Annotated in this window: 17 protein-coding genes; 8 read left to right on the top strand and 9 right to left on the bottom strand. The window is 48.7% G+C overall.

Features of this window, described 5'->3' with window-relative positions; translation table 11 throughout:
- Positions 1–53: 53 nt before the first annotated feature.
- From AABK39_RS15530 to AABK39_RS15520, 3 genes are read right to left on the bottom strand one after another with little or no spacing between them, the layout of a single operon-like run.
- Positions 54–701, bottom strand: coding sequence for a carbohydrate-binding family 9-like protein (locus tag AABK39_RS15530; RefSeq protein ID WP_338392259.1), 648 nt, complete (start codon positions 699–701; stop codon positions 54–56).
- Entirely contained in the window at positions 698–1,813 is a 1,116-nt protein-coding gene (locus AABK39_RS15525; RefSeq protein ID WP_338392258.1) for a phosphotransferase enzyme family protein, read from the bottom strand. Before AABK39_RS15525 ends, AABK39_RS15530 begins: the two co-directional genes overlap by 4 nt.
- Positions 1,810–2,718, bottom strand: a complete 909-nt coding sequence (locus AABK39_RS15520; protein WP_338392257.1) for a nucleotidyltransferase family protein — start codon at positions 2,716–2,718, stop codon at positions 1,810–1,812. The genes AABK39_RS15525 and AABK39_RS15520 overlap by 4 nt, the downstream gene beginning before the upstream one ends.
- A 367-nt stretch (positions 2,719–3,085) precedes the next feature.
- Here AABK39_RS15520 and AABK39_RS15515 point away from each other — a divergent pair, with 367 nt between their 5' ends.
- Positions 3,086–4,312: an ROK family transcriptional regulator gene (locus AABK39_RS15515; RefSeq protein WP_338392256.1), complete on the top strand. Its 1,227-nt coding sequence runs from the start codon at positions 3,086–3,088 to the stop codon at positions 4,310–4,312.
- 195 nt (positions 4,313–4,507) lie between these two features.
- On the opposite strand, the gene uvrC is transcribed toward AABK39_RS15515, so the two are convergent.
- Positions 4,508–6,307: an excinuclease ABC subunit UvrC gene (gene uvrC, locus AABK39_RS15510; protein WP_338392255.1), complete on the bottom strand. Its 1,800-nt coding sequence runs from the start codon at positions 6,305–6,307 to the stop codon at positions 4,508–4,510.
- 312 nt (positions 6,308–6,619) lie between these two features.
- Here uvrC and rpmH point away from each other — a divergent pair, with 312 nt between their 5' ends.
- From rpmH to AABK39_RS15475, 7 genes are read left to right on the top strand one after another with little or no spacing between them, the layout of a single operon-like run.
- Positions 6,620–6,775, top strand: a complete 156-nt coding sequence (rpmH, locus tag AABK39_RS15505; protein ID WP_338392254.1) for a 50S ribosomal protein L34 — start codon at positions 6,620–6,622, stop codon at positions 6,773–6,775.
- Positions 6,776–6,802: 27 nt separating this feature from the next.
- Positions 6,803–7,213 carry a ribonuclease P protein component gene (locus AABK39_RS15500; protein ID WP_338392253.1) on the top strand — a complete coding sequence of 137 codons (411 nt, stop codon included), beginning with the start codon at positions 6,803–6,805 and terminating at the stop codon, positions 7,211–7,213.
- A 10-nt stretch (positions 7,214–7,223) separates the two neighbouring features.
- Entirely contained in the window at positions 7,224–8,909 is a 1,686-nt protein-coding gene (locus tag AABK39_RS15495) for a S41 family peptidase (RefSeq protein WP_338392252.1), read from the top strand.
- 9 nt (positions 8,910–8,918) lie between these two features.
- Positions 8,919–9,737, top strand: a complete 819-nt coding sequence (locus AABK39_RS15490) for a sulfite exporter TauE/SafE family protein (protein WP_338392251.1) — start codon at positions 8,919–8,921, stop codon at positions 9,735–9,737.
- 40 nt (positions 9,738–9,777) lie between these two features.
- Positions 9,778–10,467, top strand: a complete 690-nt coding sequence (tsaB, locus tag AABK39_RS15485) for a tRNA (adenosine(37)-N6)-threonylcarbamoyltransferase complex dimerization subunit type 1 TsaB (RefSeq protein WP_338392250.1) — start codon at positions 9,778–9,780, stop codon at positions 10,465–10,467.
- Positions 10,467–10,985, top strand: coding sequence for a DUF2480 family protein (locus AABK39_RS15480; protein WP_338392249.1), 519 nt, complete (start codon positions 10,467–10,469; stop codon positions 10,983–10,985). Before tsaB ends, AABK39_RS15480 begins: the two co-directional genes overlap by 1 nt.
- A gap of 49 nt (positions 10,986–11,034) precedes the next feature.
- Positions 11,035–11,511 (top strand): GreA/GreB family elongation factor, encoded by a 477-nt coding sequence (locus tag AABK39_RS15475; RefSeq protein WP_338392248.1) that lies wholly within the window; start codon positions 11,035–11,037, stop codon positions 11,509–11,511.
- 42 nt (positions 11,512–11,553) lie between these two features.
- Here AABK39_RS15475 and AABK39_RS15470 read toward each other — a convergent pair whose 3' ends face one another.
- The 5 genes from AABK39_RS15470 to AABK39_RS15450 form a co-directional block, all read right to left on the bottom strand.
- Entirely contained in the window at positions 11,554–12,456 is a 903-nt protein-coding gene (locus AABK39_RS15470; protein ID WP_338392247.1) for a TIGR01777 family oxidoreductase, read from the bottom strand.
- 41 nt (positions 12,457–12,497) lie between these two features.
- A complete protein-coding gene (locus tag AABK39_RS15465; RefSeq protein WP_338392246.1) occupies positions 12,498–12,836 on the bottom strand; it encodes an MGMT family protein in 339 nt (112 codons plus the stop codon).
- Between the two features lie 133 nt (positions 12,837–12,969).
- Positions 12,970–13,725: a head GIN domain-containing protein gene (locus AABK39_RS15460; protein ID WP_338392245.1), complete on the bottom strand. Its 756-nt coding sequence runs from the start codon at positions 13,723–13,725 to the stop codon at positions 12,970–12,972.
- A 243-nt stretch (positions 13,726–13,968) separates the two neighbouring features.
- On the bottom strand, positions 13,969–16,596 hold the full coding sequence (gene clpB / locus AABK39_RS15455; RefSeq protein WP_338392244.1) for an ATP-dependent chaperone ClpB: 2,628 nt from the start codon (positions 16,594–16,596) through the stop codon (positions 13,969–13,971).
- Between the two features lie 232 nt (positions 16,597–16,828).
- A complete protein-coding gene (locus AABK39_RS15450; protein ID WP_338392243.1) occupies positions 16,829–17,491 on the bottom strand; it encodes a hypothetical protein in 663 nt (220 codons plus the stop codon).
- Between the last annotated feature and the right edge of the window lie 43 nt (positions 17,492–17,534).

Genomic DNA, 17,534 nt, shown 5'->3' with positions numbered 1-17,534 from the left:
GACGGAGCTTGCGCCCCGTCCTTTCGCTGTGATTAGCGATTAAGAGGTTCTTTTTATTCGAATGTCACTTTGCCGAAAAATTCGGGCAAATGGAAATTCGGTTTTTCGAATTCGATCATATTCCAGCTTACGAAATGCGGTGTTTTGTGATTGTCTCCGCATTTGTAGAAGTTGGCCCTGGCGCCGTTTCCGCCAAAGGCGAATCCGGAATGTTGCTCCAAAACACCGCTTGGAATCCGGACCGTGAGGTTCCACTCTCCGCCTACCGGCTTGTCGATCGGGCCTTCGCCCAAAGAAGCGAGGGTTGTGATTCCGGACAACAGGTCTTCGTGGAGGCGGTAATCGCGCTCGGCGTCGTGGAAACCGCCCAGGCAAGTGCCTACGGCGTTGAATTCGAAGTTGTAATAACTTTCGTCGTCTACGGCGATGAAGAATTCCACGCAACTGTCTTGATAGACTTCCTGGTTGATTTCCGTATTGGTGGCCAAGATCTGCTGTTCGTTTACGTCGAAGCGTAGGTAAACAGCCTTTCCGTCATGGGCGCCGGAGAAGGAAACCTCTGGTTTGTACGGGAATTGTTCCGGCCACGGCGTGTTGTCCACTTTGTGCGTGTCGCATTTTTGGGACAAAAACTCCGAAACCGCTTTCAGGTCCGCGGTGTCAACGCCGGCGGGAATTTTCACAAACGAGAGCTCTCTCATTTCCCGGCGATTTTGCGGATGATGGCCTGCATTTCCTCAAACTGCTCTTCCATGCTCTTGAGCAATTTGAACTGGGCGCGGGCACGCTGGATGTTGTGCTCTTTGTGAGCGATTTTATAATAGTTGTCACCGTCGATGTAGTCCGTAAGGAAGCGGAGGCCCATGATGTAAGTCAAGAGCTTGGCCGAAAGAGCGAGATGCTCGATCTCCACTTCGTTGAGCGTATCGAGAGTCTCTCCGAGGAAACCTTTGGTATAAGCTTCGAAAAGCTTGATGTTCATCGAGATGTTGTCGAGGTTCGGGTCGTCCTCAGCGCCGGTGTTGGTGGTGGTGCGGATCGAATCGCCGAAGTCGAAATGAACGTAGCCCGGCATGATGGTGTCAAGATCGACTACGCAGAGCGCCTTGTCTTCCGAATCGAGCAGTACGTTGTTGAATTTCGTGTCGTTGTGTGTTACGCGAACCGGAATTTTTCCTTCCTGACCGAGCGTATGGATGGTTTTCATCTCCTCGAAACGGTCACGCAAGAAAGTGATTTCCTCCTCAACGCTTTTTACTCGACCCACTGGGTCTTTGGCGATGTTTTCCTCGAAAGTGGCGAAACGGGTAACCACGTTGTGGAAGTTAGGAAGAATCTCAACCAATGGCCCGCCCGGCAAGTCGGCGAGTTGTGTCTGGAACTGTCCGAAAGCTTTTCCGCCTTCGAAAGCCTGTTGTTCCGTAGTTACGATATCGTAGCTTTTACTGTCCGGAACAAGCACGAGAATACGCCAGAAGTTGCCTTCCTCGTCTTTGTGGTACAGCTTGCCGTCTTTGGCCGGAACTACCGTCACCACGTGTCTGTCGATTTCGTCGGCGCCGTTTTCCTCAAGTTTTTTGCGGATATGCTCGGTTACGCGGCTGATATTGTCCATCACGCCCGGCACATCGGGAAAGATTTGGTGGTTTACGCGCTGAAGCACGTAATCCGGGCAATCTTCCTCGGCGGTGCGGAGTGCGAAAGTGTCGTTGATATGGCCGGAACCGAATGGCTCGCCACTTGCGAAAGTGCCTTTCAGCTCAAAAAATCCGGCGAGTTTTTCCAGATCGTAGGTTACGTTCGTTTCGATCATGATTTCCAAAGGTTAGATGGGTAAACATTTTTGGCAACGAGCTCCTTGATGCGCTCGATGGCCACGAGTTTGTCTTCGCGGTATGTCACACCAAACCATTTGTCGTCGGTGTCGAGCACTTTTACTTGGGAAGAGCCGTTTTTGACCAACTCGTTGACAACTGAAGGAAGATAGAATTCCGCCTTCGGCTGTTCGATGTTGCTTTCGATGAAATCCGAGAACATACGCTCGAATTCAGGGAAAGCCGCCGGCGTCAAGCCGAACATGTTCATCGATGTCACTTCCTCGCCCTTGAGTTTCACCTTCACGTCACCTTCCGAGTAGGCGATTACGCCCTCTTCCACAGTAATATGCGTGCGTTCCGTTACGCCGGTAAGGTTGCCTTCGGTGTCCGTGTCGCAGATTCCTCTGGAAACGTAGCCGTTTTCGGACAGCGTGTTGGAAAGCTTGTAGCCCACCATGCACTGCTTGGAAATATCGTTCGGATCAAGGGTTTTCAGATAATCGGCGATAAGGCGGAAAGACGCCCCTCCGTAAAAGTCATCGGCGTTGATGACGGCGAAAGGCTCCTGGATTTTTTCGGCGGCTACCATTACGGCGTGGCCTGTTCCCCAAGGCTTTTTGCGGGTGTCGGGCACGTCAATGCCTTCCGGAACGATATCGAGCTCTTGGAAAGCGTATTCGATATCAATGCGCCCGGCGAATTTGTCTACGAAAACATCCCGGAATTCCTGTTCGATATTTTTTCGGATAACGAAAACCAGTTTCCCGAATCCGGCCTCGATGGCGTCGTATATGGAGTAATCGATGATCGTCTCGCCCGAAGGACCGAACTGGTCAATTTGTTTCAGGCTTCCGTAGCGGCTTCCCATGCCGGCCGCCAGGATCAAAAGAGTTGGTTTCATAGATATGTGTAATTCAAAAAGTAAATCTTCTATGAATAATTAATTCTTGCTTTTTGTAATTGATGATCAATATTAGTTAGTCAAAACTGAAATAGCAATACATTTTTAATTTTACTTAAATAAATTAATGTAATTAGCCGACCAAATAAAAAACAGGGCAACAATCTTGGGTGTGTTTGCGTAAATAGCGTCGTTTCGGGAGTTTTATTAATGAAATTTAGGTTAAATTTGAACGATAACCGCTGAAGGGTAAGGCTGTTGGCGTGCGGTAATGGACCGCGCCTTTTTTCGTTTGGCCACAGCCCTTCGCATGCCGACGCGGACCAACGGCCTGTTTTGTGCCCGGTCCGGACGAAAAAGATTGATCATGATCAGAGTAAAAAACGAAGGAAAAGTATCGCAAAAAAGGCGTATACGTAAAAATATAATATTAAAAGCCCTCAAAAACCACGGCACGCTGTCGCTGTCGGCCATCTCTAAGCAAACGGAGCTGACGGTGACCATGGTGTCGGAACTGATCAAGGAGCTGGAAGCCGACAAGCTGGTAAAGCTGATCGAGCTGACGGACCTTAAAGTGGGGCGTCCGCCTACGGCTTATGCTTTGAATCCGGAGGGCGCTTATTTTTTGGGTCTCCATCTTTCCAAAGGTTTTACAAACGTTGTGGTCCTGAATTTTTCGCAGGATGTGCTTTACCGTGACCAAATCGAGCCTGTGAACCTGAAGGACAGCAGTGTCACTTTGGAGCAGATGAAGAATTACATTCACGAGGCTTGCGCCCAGTCGGGGATTTCTACAAGCGACCTAACCGGTATTGGCGTGGCTTTGCCCGGTCTTGTGGACAGCTCTACGGGAACGAGCTACACGCACCTTACGGATTCCGATTTTCGCGGAGAGTTGGAAAGCATTGTCGGCGTGCCGGTTTTTCTGGATAACGACGTAAACGCCATGACCTACGGCGAAATGGAATTTGGCGAAGCCAAAGACGTCGGGAACGCGGCCTACATGAACATCGGCTGGGGTATCGGTATGGGTATTATTCTGGACGGAAAGCTGTATCGTGGTTCGACCGGTTTCTCGGGAGAGTTCGGGCATATATATGTAGATGAGGAAGGGGCGCTTTGCGATTGTGGCAAGAACGGCTGTCTGGAGGCTGTGGCCTCGGGCAAGGCGATGACCGAAGGCTGTAAGAAATTATTGGCCGAAGGCGAAAGCAGCGTGCTGATGAAAATGGCTGACGGCGATCCGCAGAAAGTGACTCTGGAAATGGTAATAGAGGCCGCTCGCGGTGGCGACGCTTTCGCGTTGCGTGAGATTCAGCGAGCCGGAACGTATATTGGCAAAGCTTTGTCTTCGTTTATCAACTTGTTCAATCCCGAGCTGATCGTTTTGGGCGGAATGATGAGTAACGCTCAGGAGCTTTTGCTTTATCCCGTGCGTTTGGCCGTAATGCAGTTTTCGCTCAAGGAACTTCACGAAGGTTGTAAAATCAAATGTTCTAAACTCGGGTATTGGGCCGGGCCTTTGGGAGCGACTACGATGGTTTCGAGGCTTCTTTTTGAAGTTGACCATCTTCATGTTGATCGTTACGTGTAAGAATTTCGGATACACGAGAAGATATAAGGTTGAAAAAGCCCGCGATTCTGCGGGCTTTTTCAGTTTTGGTCAGAATATTTTCAGGTTTTTGTTTTTTGTCCCAAACCAAGTAAGAGGAAAGGATCCAGTAGTTTGATTCGCCTTTGGCTATGCGCTGGACTTCTGGAATGTGGAAGTGCCGCGGTTGTGGCTTTGTCAAATTTCTTCTCCGGCCAATCCGTCAAGGATTGTCCGCGCTTTTTTCTCCCCTACAATTTTCGAAATTTCCTCCAATCCGGCTTTTTCGATATTCTTGACGGATTTGAATTCCTTAAGAAGCTTTTCGGCCGTAGAGGGACCGATTCCTTTGATGTGTTCCAGAGCCGTTCCGAAAGCGTTTTTGCTTCGCAAGTCCCTGTGGAAGGTGATGGCGAAACGGTGCGCCTCGTCGCGGGCGTGTTGCAGCATTTTCAGGGTTTCGGATTTCTTATTGAGCAATAAAGGTACGGGATCTTCCGGATAATAGAGCTCTTCGAGCCTTTTGGCGATGCCGATAATAGGAATCTGCCCAAACAGCCCCAGATCTTTGAGTGCCTGTACGGCAAATGAAAGCTGGCCTTTGCCGCCGTCGATCACTATGAGATTTGGGAAAGGCTGTTCCTCGTCGCGCAGGCGTTTGTAGCGCCGGGTTACGATCTCGTACATCGATCGGAAATCGTCCGGCCCGACTACGGTTTTGATCTTGAACTTGCGGTAATCCTTCTTGGAAGGTTTGCCGTTTTTAAAACAAACCATCGAAGCCACGGGATTCGTGCCTTGGATGTTGGAGTTGTCAAAACACTCGATGTGTGTCGGTTCCGTATCCAGACGCAATTCTTTTTTTGCCGTGTCCATCAGGTGGTTTGGCTTGCCTTTCCGCTCTTTTTTCTTTTCCAGCCTTTCTTTCTTGAAATGCATGGCGTTTTTGACGGAAAGCTCGACGAGTTTGCGTTTATCGCCGATTTTCGGGACTGTGATTTCCAGTTCGCCGAAAGTCTCCATTTCTATATTGCTCAGAATTTCGGTGGCTTGGCTTTTGAACTCGTCACGGAAGGCTACGATGGCCAGTTGCAGGATTTCCGAGTCCGATTCGTCGAGTTTTTTCTTGAAAGAGACCGTTTTGGTGTAGCGGATCGCTCCACGGTCCACGTTCAGGTAATTGAGATAGGCATATTCCTCGTCGGAAACGATGGTGAAGGTGTCGATGTCGGTGAATCTAGGGTTTACGATTACGCTTTTCGACTGATAATTCTCCAACGAAAGCATCTTTTGTTTGTACCGTTCGGCCTCTTCGAATTCCAGCGTCTCGGCGGCTTTCTGCATCTTTTCCTTGAAGTGGTTTTTAACGATGCCCATCCGCCCTTTCAAAATATGCGCGGCTTGATCGATCTCCTCCATGTAAGTTTCCCTGTCGATTTTGCCTACGCAGGGAGCCAAACACTTGCCGATATGGTATTCGAGGCAAACGTCGAACTTGCCTTGGGCGATGGACCTTTCGGTCAGGTTCAGCTTGCAGGTGCGTACGTGGAAGAGTTCGCGAAACAGTTCCATTATGGCGTTTACCATACGGATACTTGCGTACGGGCCATAGAGCGTTCCGAATTTTTTGTCGGGATTCCGGACGGGGAAAATACGGGGAAACGGCTCGTTGGTGATCAGTATATAAGGATAGCTCTTATCGTCTTTGAGCAGGATGTTGTAGCGGGGCTGATGAGCCTTGATAAGGTTGTTCTCAAGTAGCAGGGCATCGTTTTCGGAGTTTACGATGGCAATTTCTATAGCCTTTATTTCCGCCACCATTCTCCTGGTTTTCAGGTTGTGGTTGGCTTTGTTCAGGAAATAACTCTGGACCCTTTTCTTAAGGTTTTTGGCCTTGCCGACGTAAATGATCTGGCCTTCGGCGTTGTAATATTTATAAATGCCCGGGTTTGGGGGCAGGCTGTTTACTTGGTCTACGCTGTAAGTGGTGTTCCGCATGGCTTTGCCTCGCTTTTATTTTGTCGTCCAAATATATGTGATAGACGAGAGATAATCACGGTTTCGGACATAACCCTAGGGCTATTCCCCGGGTTTTATGGAAGTTCCGTGCCGCTTATGGCTTTGTTTGTGCGCATTAATTGTATGAATATTCGCGAGGCCTTGCTACATTTGCGGTTTGTCAGCGAAAAAAAGTTGGCGTATGCGGTAATGTCTGGGCATTCCGGTATAACGCTGAAAGTAAATCGCTTGGCGTAAATTGTTTTGTTATTGATAATTCGTATATTTGCGAGCCAAAAATAATCTAGATCGATGAAAAGAACATTCCAACCTTCGCAGAGAAAGAGAAAAAATAAGCACGGTTTCCGTTCAAGAATGGAGAGTGTAAGCGGAAGAGCTGTATTGGCCAGAAGAAGAGCCAAAGGCAGAAAGCGCCTTACTGTTTCTGACCAGAAGACACACAAATAAGAGTTTTTCGCACCTAAACCAGGCTTAATGACAAATGTAGCCGAGGCGGGTAGAAAAACTTTTAGGAAGTCCGAAAGGCTTCACAGTAAAAAGCTCATAAAGGAACTTTTTTCGAAAGGTTCCTCTTTTTTTTTATATCCCTATAAGGTTGTTTACTTGCCCGTAGACAAATCTCGCGCAACGCCGTATAACAGTGTATTGTTTACGGTACCCCGCCGAAATTTTAAGAAGGCCGTGGACCGTAACACGTTAAAAAGGAGAATCAAGGAGGCTTATCGCCTCAATAAAAACACACTCGCCCCGGTTTCCGAGGGAGATAAGGTCCTGCTTGTGGCCCTTATTTATGTGGGGAAGGATTTTTTGGCGTATGACCGTGTCGAACTTAAACTAAAAAGGGTCTTAGAACGTTTAAGCAATAGTGTCTCAAAACCAGCATAGTCCAATCACCATGAAGAAAAAGGGAAAAATCACTAAGGCCTCTTGGGGCCTTCTCGTCGTACTGTTTCTTTCACTGGCCGCTTTTACAGGCAAAACCGAGTTGGTCGAGAAAGGCCAACGCTATTTTGACATAGCCAGGAACCTTGACATTTTCGCAACATTGTTTAGAGAGGTCAACGCCTATTATGTGGACGAAGTGAACCCCAACACGCTGATGAAAACAGGCGTGGACGCGATGTTGGAGTCCCTTGACCCGTACACCAACTACATCCCCGAAGACGATATAGAGGATTACCGCACCATGACTACCGGCGAGTACGGCGGAATTGGGGCGTTGATAGGTCGCAACCGCGGGAAAAACGTGGTAATGATGCCTTATGAAGGTTTTCCCGCCGAAAAATCGGGATTGAAGGTGGGCGATCAGATATTGGAAATCGACGGAATCGACGTAAGTGAAAAGAATACTTCCGATATCAGCAAACTTCTGAAAGGCCAAGCGAATACGAGCCTGAAAATCAAGATCCAGAGAATGGACAGCGAAACGCCTGAGACATTCCAGATTCATAGAAAGAAAATTACCCTTAAGAACGTTCCTTATTACGGTAAAGTGAACGACAATGTCGGGTACATCAAGCTTACGGACTTTACTACGGGAGCCGGCAAAGAAGTGCGTAACGCTTTGAAAGACTTGAAAGGCGAAGGCGTAAACTCAGTGATCCTTGATTTGCGCGGTAACCCGGGCGGTTTGCTTAATGAGGCGGTAAACGTTTCGAACGTATTTGTTTCGAAAGGTAAAAAAGTGGTGTACACCAAAGGTAAAGTTACTGACTGGAACAAGACATATAAGACACTGAACGGTGCGTTGGACGATAAGATTCCGTTGGTGGTTTTGACAAACGGACGCAGCGCTTCGGCTTCCGAGATTGTTTCGGGAGTAATGCAGGACTATGATCGCGGGGTTTTGGTGGGTTCCCGTACTTTCGGTAAAGGTTTGGTACAGACTACAAGACCTTTATCTTATAACTCAAGATTGAAAGTGACAACGGCCAAGTACTACATTCCTTCGGGACGTTGTATTCAGGCGATTGACTATAGCCAAAAAGACAAAAACGGCCACGGTGTAAAGCTTGCCGATTCGTTGAAGACAGCGTTCAAGACCAAAAACGGTCGTGTGGTTTACGATGGAGCTGGACTTAACCCTGATATCGAAGTGAAGCGTACTGATCTTCCGCCGATCGCTATCAGCTTGCTGAATAAAGGTTTGGTGTTCGACTACGCTACCACGTATTACTATAACAACCAAGGCAAAAACGTAGATCCAAAGTCTTTCGCCGTTTCGGATAAAGATTATGCTGATTTCGTAGCGTGGTTGTCTGACAAGGATTACGATTACGAAACCCGTTCGGAATTGGCGTTGGAGCGTTTGATCGAATTGACCTCCAAAGAATCGATGAGTGAAGGTGTACAGGACGAGTTGGTGAAAATTGGAGAGAAAATTCGACATGACAAGAAAGCTGACTTGACGCAATTCCAGAAGCAGATCCGGCCGATCTTGAGCCAAGAGATAAGCGGTCGCTTCTTCTTGAGCAGAGGAATGGTGGAATCAGGGTTGAAACACGATCCGGATGTAAAGAAAGCTCTTGACATCTTGTCTGATAAAGAAAAATACGAATCTTTGTTGACTAGCAATCAGTAATAAGTCACAATGATCGAGATACTGTTAATTTTTATCGCTGGCATTGCCGGCGGTTTTATAGCGGGCTTCCTGGGATTGGGCGGGGGGCTCGCTTATATTTTAATATTGCCTGAAGTGTTAAAACACTACGGCGTAGCGGATAGCGAGATGGCGCAGTTTGTTATCGCCAATTCGTTGTTTGGAGCCATGTTCGCTTCCTTTTCCGGCAATATTGCCCAGATCCGCAATAAGGTGTTCTATTGGAAAGACGTGGCTTGGGTTGGCTTTGGAGCGACTATTAGCTCTCTTGGCTTTCTGTACCTTGTGGTTTACTCTTCTTGGTACAATCAGGAAAAGTTCTCGATAGTGGTTGTTGTTATTTTGGTCTATATCCTTATACAGACAATCCGTAGCGACCGCAAACAATACGAAAATAAATTATTGGTCGAACGGAGAACGGCGGGAAGATTATTTGTTGCTGGATTGTTGAGTGGAGGGGTTTCTTCGCTTTCCGGTTTGGGCGGCGGGGTTTTGATTAATCCTGCTGTGCGCAAGATCTGTTCGACAGACATCAAAGTGGCGAAGTCTATATCTTTGGGCGTAATTTTTATCACGTCGTTCTTTCTGACAATTGCGAATATGCTTAAACCTGTAGCCGAGAGCTCGGTGGAGGGTTTACGTATGGGGTATATTATTTTTCCAATCGTGTTGCCTCTTGTAGCCGGAACCATACTAGCGTCGCCTTTGGGCGTAAAGCTTAGTTTGAAAGCCAGCCCGAAAGTATTAAGTGCGACATTTGCTATCTTTGTCGTGATATTGATCATCAAGTACGGAGCAAACCTGATATAGGTCCCGTGTAATCCTCAAATATATATTCTCAAATCTAATTATGGCGTTGATTCTGAGTTTGGAAACCGCCACTACGGTGTGTTCGGTGGCTTTGCATGAAGACGGAGTGTTGAAGGCGAAGGAAGAGTTGTTCGTGGATAAGTCGCATTCCAGCCAGCTGACCGTTGCGATAGACAATGTGGTGAAGAACGCGGGCTTTGCGTACAAAGACCTTTCGGCCGTGGCGGTGTCTGAGGGGCCGGGTTCATACACAGGGCTTCGGATCGGGACATCTACGGGCAAAGGGCTCTGCTACTCGTTGGACATTCCGCTTATTGCGGTAAATACGCTTGAGGGAATGGCCAATTCCATAAAGGGTTTTAACTTGGACGGAGCGTTGCTGTGCCCCATGCTCGACGCCAGAAGAATGGAGGTGTATTGCGCCGTGTATGATGCGGAAGGTAAAGAGCTTTCGCCTACGCAAGCGGTAATTGTGGAGCCGGAGTCTTACGATAAGTATTTGGAGCAGGGCAAAGTGATCTTCTTCGGAAACGGCTCTGACAAATGCGTGGAGGTATTCGGCCAGCATCCGAACGCTTCTTTTTGGCCAAACGTATCCCCGTCGGCCGAAGGTATCGGGAATTTGGCTTACGTGAAATACGAACAGCAGAGTTTTGAGGATGTTGCGTATTTCGAACCGTTTTATCTAAAGGAATTCAGGGCTACCAAGCCCAAGAAAAATATATTCTAATGGCTGAAGAGATAGTGAACCGAGTGGCAAAGAGCCCGCTGATTTCATTGGACTTGTCAGAATATTATCAGGCAGGCGAGCGGGTGGTTTTTGATTTGGCCCCCCATCTTTTTCAAGGACTGGTTTTGCGCGAAAAGGATTTTCGACAAATGGTCAAGGAGACGGACTGGTCGGAGTATGCAGGCAAATGCGTAGCCATCACTTGCTCCGTCGACGCCATAGTGCCTACTTGGGCTTATATGCTGTTGACTGCGGTGATGGAGCCCCACGCTCGCATTGTGGTGTTCGGTTCTTTGGAGACGCTGGAAACGGTACTTTTCCACGAGGCCCTCGATACGATAAACGTGGAGGATTTCCGTGACGCCATGGTTGTGGTCAAAGGTTGTTCAGATGTTCCTGTGCCGGAATCCGCTTATGTGGAGCTTAGCCGTAGGCTGAGGCCCGTGGTAAAAAGCCTGATGTTTGGTGAGCCTTGCAGTACGGTGCCTATTTACAAGAAAAAGAGGGAGCGCGCTTGATTGTCGGCTGTGCCGAATTTTTTGAAACGATCTGAAAATCCGATTATAGATGTCGAAATCGATTTGGATAACGAAAGAGGGTTGGGATGCCCTGAATGCCGAGATGGAAGCGCTTTGGAAAGAAAGGCGCATGGTGGCCGATGCTGTGGGCGAAGCCGCCGCCATGGGAGACCGTTCGGAGAACGCTGAATATATCTACGGACGAAAGAAACTCCGCGAGGTTGACCGTAGAATCAGCTATATCCACCGCAGGTTCAAGGTGCTGAAGGTGATTGAAAACCAGCCCAAAGAACCGGGGAAAGCCATTTTTGGTTCGTGGATCGAGTTTAAGGATCCGACAGGAAAGGTGTTCAAATTCCAGATTGTAGGATCTGACGAAGCTGATCCGAAGAAGAAAAAAATGAGCGTAGTGTCGCCGATCGGAAAGGCGTTGGTAGACAGGATGGTCGGAGAAACTGTGGATGTGCAGACGCCTGCGGGCAAGAGGGTGTTTACGATTATTTCCGTATCGGATACGCAGAGTTGATATTTTCCAAACGTTATCGGAAAAGGGCAAAGAATGTCTGCCCTAAAGCAAATCCTTTAGGGCTGCGTCCATTGAAGGGAAGAGGAAACTGAAACCTGTTCCCTTTATTTTTTCGGGACTTACCGCTTGGCCTTCCAATAAAATATCGGCCATCTCGCCAAGCATTAACCGTAATGTGAAGGACGGTATGCCGATCGGCCATACGGGTTTTCCGAGTACTTTTCCTATGCCTTTGGTTAGGCTGAGATTGGTTTCCACCTCTGGTGCTACGGCGTTAAAAGTTCCTTCCAGTTTTTTTTCCGCACACCAAGTGATCATTCTGCAGAGGTCTTCCACATGAATCCAACTGACGGGTTGTTTACCTGTTCCTAGAGGAGTGCCAGCCAGATAACGAATGGGTTGCGACATTTTCTCTAATGCGCCACCGTCGGAGGCCATGACCAGACCTATTCGCAAGATGCTTAACCGGGCCTTTCCGGCGTTTGCCATTTCTTGTGCGGACGATTCCCATTCTTTGCAAACATCAGCCAGAAAACCTTTGCCTATCGGGTCTTGCTCGTTTCTTAACGTAAATATGTCGCCAGGTTCATAGAAACCTATGCCGGACGCGCTAATGATAGAGGACGGGCCTTGGCCGTTTTCTCGTATTTGTTTGGCCAAAAGCAGGGCGGGAAGTCGCCGGCTCTCCATAATTTCCTTTTTGCGTCCAGTTGTCCAGCGGGCGTCGGCTACGCCGGCTCCGGCTAGGTGGACCAGTACGTCACAATCCAAGGCGCCGTCTTCCACAAAATCCTTTTTGGGGTTCCATAGAAATACCTTGGCGCCGTCTACCGCTTTGCGTTTTCGGCTAAGGATGGAAACGTCCCAACCCAAATTGTTGCAATGGCGGATAAGATGACGGCCGACAAGCCCTGAACCGCCGGTGATCAATACTCTTTTTGACATAGTGCGGAATTTATTTCAAAACCGGAAAACGGGCGCTAGGTTTAAAGCTCAAGTTCTTTTGACGGATCCCAGAAGACCTCTTTGAAGCGGAGAATCTTCTCGTCTTTGACTTCGATTCCCTCTTCAAGCAAGCGTTCTTCCATTGGATTTTTCTGGTCGAAATGGCTCTTGCCGGTCAACATACCGTTGCGGTTAACGACTCGGTGGGCTGGCACATCTTTATTGCCATGCGATGCGTTCATAGCCCAGCCAACCATTCTGGCGCTTCCTTTCGAGCCCAAATACGCGGCGATTGCGCCATAGCTGGTCACTCTTCCCGGAGGTATAAGTTTGACGACTTCGTAGACATCGTTAAAGAATCCGCTTTTGTCTTTTGCCATTTCGGGGTGGATTTCGGTAAATGGCCAAGGAGTGTTGGCCGATGTTCCGAAACTAAGAAACAAAAGCGCTACGAACAAAAATAAAGAGCGCTGGATTGCGCTCTTGTGTTGGCTTTGGAGTGAATGATGGCGCTCAGTCGTCTTTCACCACTTTTCCCGATCCGGTGATATCCGAATTGATTTCCGCAGGGAAGCCGATATAATAGATGCTTCCTGATCCTTTTATCGATGCGTCAAGACGTTGAGTGGCGTTAATTTGTGCGGAACCGCTTCCGGATATAGTCACGTCGCAGTGGTTTGCTGAGACGGGGAATCCGCGATATGGCCCAGCGCCATCAATTTCCAAGTCTAGTTTTTTCAGGTCCGGAAAGTCTTTGTTTTGTATGATTTTGCCACTTCCGCTTAATTCTACATTCAGGTTTTCGGTACCGCCGGCTCCGTTTAACGTCATATTTCCGGATCCGGAAAGCTTAAGGCCAAGGTCGCCGAGATTTTCGAACTGTTCCACAATAAGGTTTCCCGCACCAGAATTCTCAACAGATTCGATAATGGGGACGGTAACGAAGAGCGTCAGCTCAAAGTCGGTATGGCAACCGGACTGGAAGCCGGCTTCCCAGACGCCATCGCTGACAGTGGTGGATAGCCGGTCGATGATATTCGGGTGGCCAGTGGCCTTGATTTCCTGTACGGGCCCTTGGCGCAGGATAGTCTTGAAACTGGCCCGAGTTTCCAGTGCTTTGAATGCAGGGACGTTCAGTGTTTTGGTCGTGATTTGGCCTTCGCCTTTATGGCAATCATCGTCGTCGTCACAGGCTGTGAATGTCGTTAGAAGTGGAATGCAGAGTAGTTGCAGAAGAAATGGTAGGAGGTTTTTCCTTGTGGTATTCATGTTGTTTCATTTCCAGGAATGCGGTTGGTTTGAGGTCGTTCGAAAGTAGTGAATTGATTGTTGTTGTCTAGTTATTAGGCTGTAAAGGTTTTTGAAATTTATATCAGCGGTATTTTTTTCTTTTATTGGCGGAACGCTTTGGCTCATTGTCGTGTCAAGATTCTTTTTGGTGAAGGATGAGGTTTATCCATCAAAAAAAGCGGTCCTGTGCAGAACCGCTTTTCGTGTATCTGATATTTCTTGTTATTTCCGGACAGCCGGCAACTGCAAGTTGCGGAAGATCAGCCCGTCTTTTTTCTCGTTGAGTTCGACGCTAATCACGTCGTCTTTTTTGATTTTTCCGGCAAGCAATTCTTTCGATAATGCGTTAAGCATCAGCCTTTGGATGACTCGCTTAAGCGGTCTTGCGCCGAATTGCGGATCGTAGCCTTGTTCTGCCAAGAAGTCCAAAGCCGGATCGGTGAGTTCCAGCTGAACGCCCGTTTCCTTGAGCCTGTCTTTGAGCAAGTGAATCTGGATACCGACAATTTTCCGTAGGTCAGCCACGCTAAGCGGGCGGAAGATTATGGTTTCGTCAATTCGGTTTAGGAACTCGGGCCGGACCTGCTGTTTCAGTTGGTCGAGAACCTCTTTCTTCGTACGGTCAAGAATCTCATCCTCGTGAGCTTCGTCTATGTTGGCGAAATTCTCCTGAATGGTTTGCGCTCCCATATTGGAAGTCATGATGATGATCGTATTCTTGAAATTCGCGACACGTCCTTTGTTGTCGGTCAGGCGTCCGTCGTCCAGTACTTGCAGCAGAATGTTGAATGCGTCGGGGTGGGCCTTTTCGATCTCGTCGAGAAGGATTACCGAATACGGATGACGACGAACGGCTTCGGTCAATTGTCCGCCTTCGTCATAACCCACGTAGCCCGGAGGTGCTCCCACCAATCGGCTGACGGCGTGGCGCTCTTGGTACTCCGACATATCGATGCGGACCATGGCGTTTTCGTCGTTGAACAGGTATTCGGCCAAGGCTTTCGCCAGTTCGGTTTTGCCTACGCCCGTTGGGCCGAGGAACAGGAACGACCCGATCGGGCGTTTGGGATCCTGAAGCCCGGCGCGGCTACGGCGAACGGCGTCGGCTACGGCCTCTATGGCTTCGTTTTGTCCGGCGACGGTCTGGCCGAGTTCCTGCTCAAGGCGCAACAGTTTTTCACGGTCGCCGGCCATCATTTTGGCTACGGGGATGCCTGTCCATTTTGACACCACTTCGGCTATATCCGAAGAATCGACCTCCTCTTTGAGCATTGCGCCTTCCTGGTCCAGCTCTTTCGATTTTTCCGTGAGCTTTTTTAGCTCCTGTTCCGCTTCGCTGATTTTTCCGTAACGGATTTCGGCCACTTTACCGTAGTCGCCGGCGCGTTCGGCCTGTTCGGCTTCGGTTTTGTAGTTTTCGATATCCTCTTTCAGCTTGTGGATGCTTTGGATCACGTCCTTTTCGCTTTTCCACTTGGCGTTGAGTTGGCTGCGCTTGTCGTTCAGTTCGGCCAACACTTTGTTGAGGCGTTCCTCTTTTTCCTTGTCCTTCTCCCGGCGGATGGCCTCACGCTCGATTTCCAACTGCATAATCTTGCGGTTCAGCTCGTCCAGCTCCTCAGGCATAGAGGCGATAGCGATACGCAGTTTCGACGCGGCCTCGTCCATTAGGTCGATGGCTTTGTCCGGAAGAAAACGCTCGGTAATATATCGGTTCGAGAGCTCCACGGCGGCGATGATCGCTCCGTCTTTGATGCGGATGCCGTGGTGCACTTCGTATTTGTCCTTGATGCCGCGAAGGATGGAAATCGAGTCTTCGACACTGGGTTCTTCCACCAAAACCGACTGGAAACGGCGCTCCAAAGCTTTGTCTTTCTCGATATGTTTTTGGTATTCCTTAATGGTAGTCGCGCCGATACAACGCAGTTCACCACGGGCCAAGGCGGGTTTTAGCAGGTTTGCCGCGTCCATTGCGCCATCGCCTCCGCTTCCGGCACCGATCAGCGTGTGAATCTCGTCGATGAACAGTATAATCTGCCCGTCGGAGTCTTTGACTTCCTGAATTACGGCCTTGAGCCTTTCCTCGAACTCGCCTTTATATTTAGCTCCGGCCACCAAAAGCCCCATATCCAGCGAAATCAGGACCTTGTCGGTGAGGTTTTCCGGAACGTCACCGGCCACAATGCGGCGGGCCATTCCTTCGATGATAGCGGTTTTACCTACTCCGGGTTCGCCCACGAGCATCGGGTTGTTCTTGGTACGGCGTGAGAGAATCTGCAATACGCGTCTAATCTCGTCGTCGCGGCCGATAACCGGATCTATTTTGCCTTGCTTGGCCAGCTCGTTGAGATTGACAGAGTAACGCTCCAACGATTTGTACTTGGACTCGGCGTTGGGATCGTTGACGGTTTTTCCGCCGCGGAGTTCCTTTATGGCCTTTAGGAGGTCGGCTTCCTTTATGCCGGCGTCTTTCAGCAAACGACCGGCTTTGTCGCTTCCGGCCAAGATACCGAGCAGGATATGCTCAAGTGTAACGTACTGGTCGCCGAGCTTTTTCATTTGCTCCTCGGCGCGTTTGATTATGGCGTTGGTATCGTTGGAAAGATACACCTGCTGGGCTTCGCCGGATACTTTGGGGTAGCCCGCCCGCAGTTTGTTCAGTTTTTCCTTAAGGTCCTGAATGTCTACGTTCAGGGTTTTAGCCAGATAATTCGTGATACCAGGTTCGGCGTCGAGGGTGGCGGAGAGCAGATGTCCCGGCTCGATCACCTGTTGGCTTTGGTCTTGCGCAAGCTTGGCTGCCGTTTGTATGGCCTCCTGCGCCTTTACGGTGAAGTTTTCGAATTGCATATAGTAGTTTTTATTTTTCCATCATTAAAAGGCCTCGGAAAGCGTTCTGATACTTTCTGTGCCTAATATTAAATCCACAAACCCGCATGGCTTGTTTTTGCAAAAGGGGGAATGTGGTTTCGAAGGAATTTCACCAAAGCCCGGGCCGAATGTTATTTTTCGGAATAATTGTCAGGAAGACGGTGTTTTACAGAGGGTTGGAATGAAAAAATGTCGTGCAATGCTCTTTTAATCAGTTTGTTGTGTGACGTTTTGGCGTGTGGTTTTTGACGTGTTTCCGAAACCTGATTTTTTTTCGTCTACACTTCCCGACTATCATCCCGAAGTTTACGCCGAAAACCGAGTGCCCAGTGGTTATGATGGCTGTTGGGGCTACACTGAGGCCGAAGACTCGAGAAAAAGGAAACTCTATTTCAGGCTTTAGTACGATGCCGGGCATAAAGGTGTTTTTGGAATCGTAAGTGTAGTTCTCGTCACAAAACAGTACGCATCCGTCATTTTTTGGAGTCCAGTTTGTTGGTTCTGCTAAAAATGAGAGGGCTAAACCGCCCTTTAGATTTAGGCGGACAGTACCTCGAGCATTTAGATTCTTCATTCTACCGACTAAGAGTTCAGTGGAATACAGAACGTCCTTAGGGTTGAGCGAAAACGGAACGAATGTAAAAGGTGGCTCATAGTCGGAGGGAATGGATTCAGCGTCTTTTGCGTTTATCGAAAAACCGAGTTCATAAATGTTTCTTTCGTATTTGACGAGGGTAAATCCAGCTCTGATACCTATAGTGCCATTACTTGGCAACAAGGTTGAATATCTTGCATAGGCTAAAGTTGTCTCAGGTTTTTGTCCGGAAGCGGCAAGACTCAACAAAGTAAATAGGCTAATAAAAATGTACTTCATGTCTGTTTGGGTTTAATTCCTCCAAAAGACACTTATACCCTTT

Source organism: Fulvitalea axinellae (assembly GCF_036492835.1).
Lineage (GTDB): Bacteria > Bacteroidota > Bacteroidia > Cytophagales > Cyclobacteriaceae > Fulvitalea > Fulvitalea axinellae.
The sequence above is the reverse complement of the archived record's forward strand: the minus strand, read 5'-3'. Positions and strand labels throughout refer to the sequence as shown.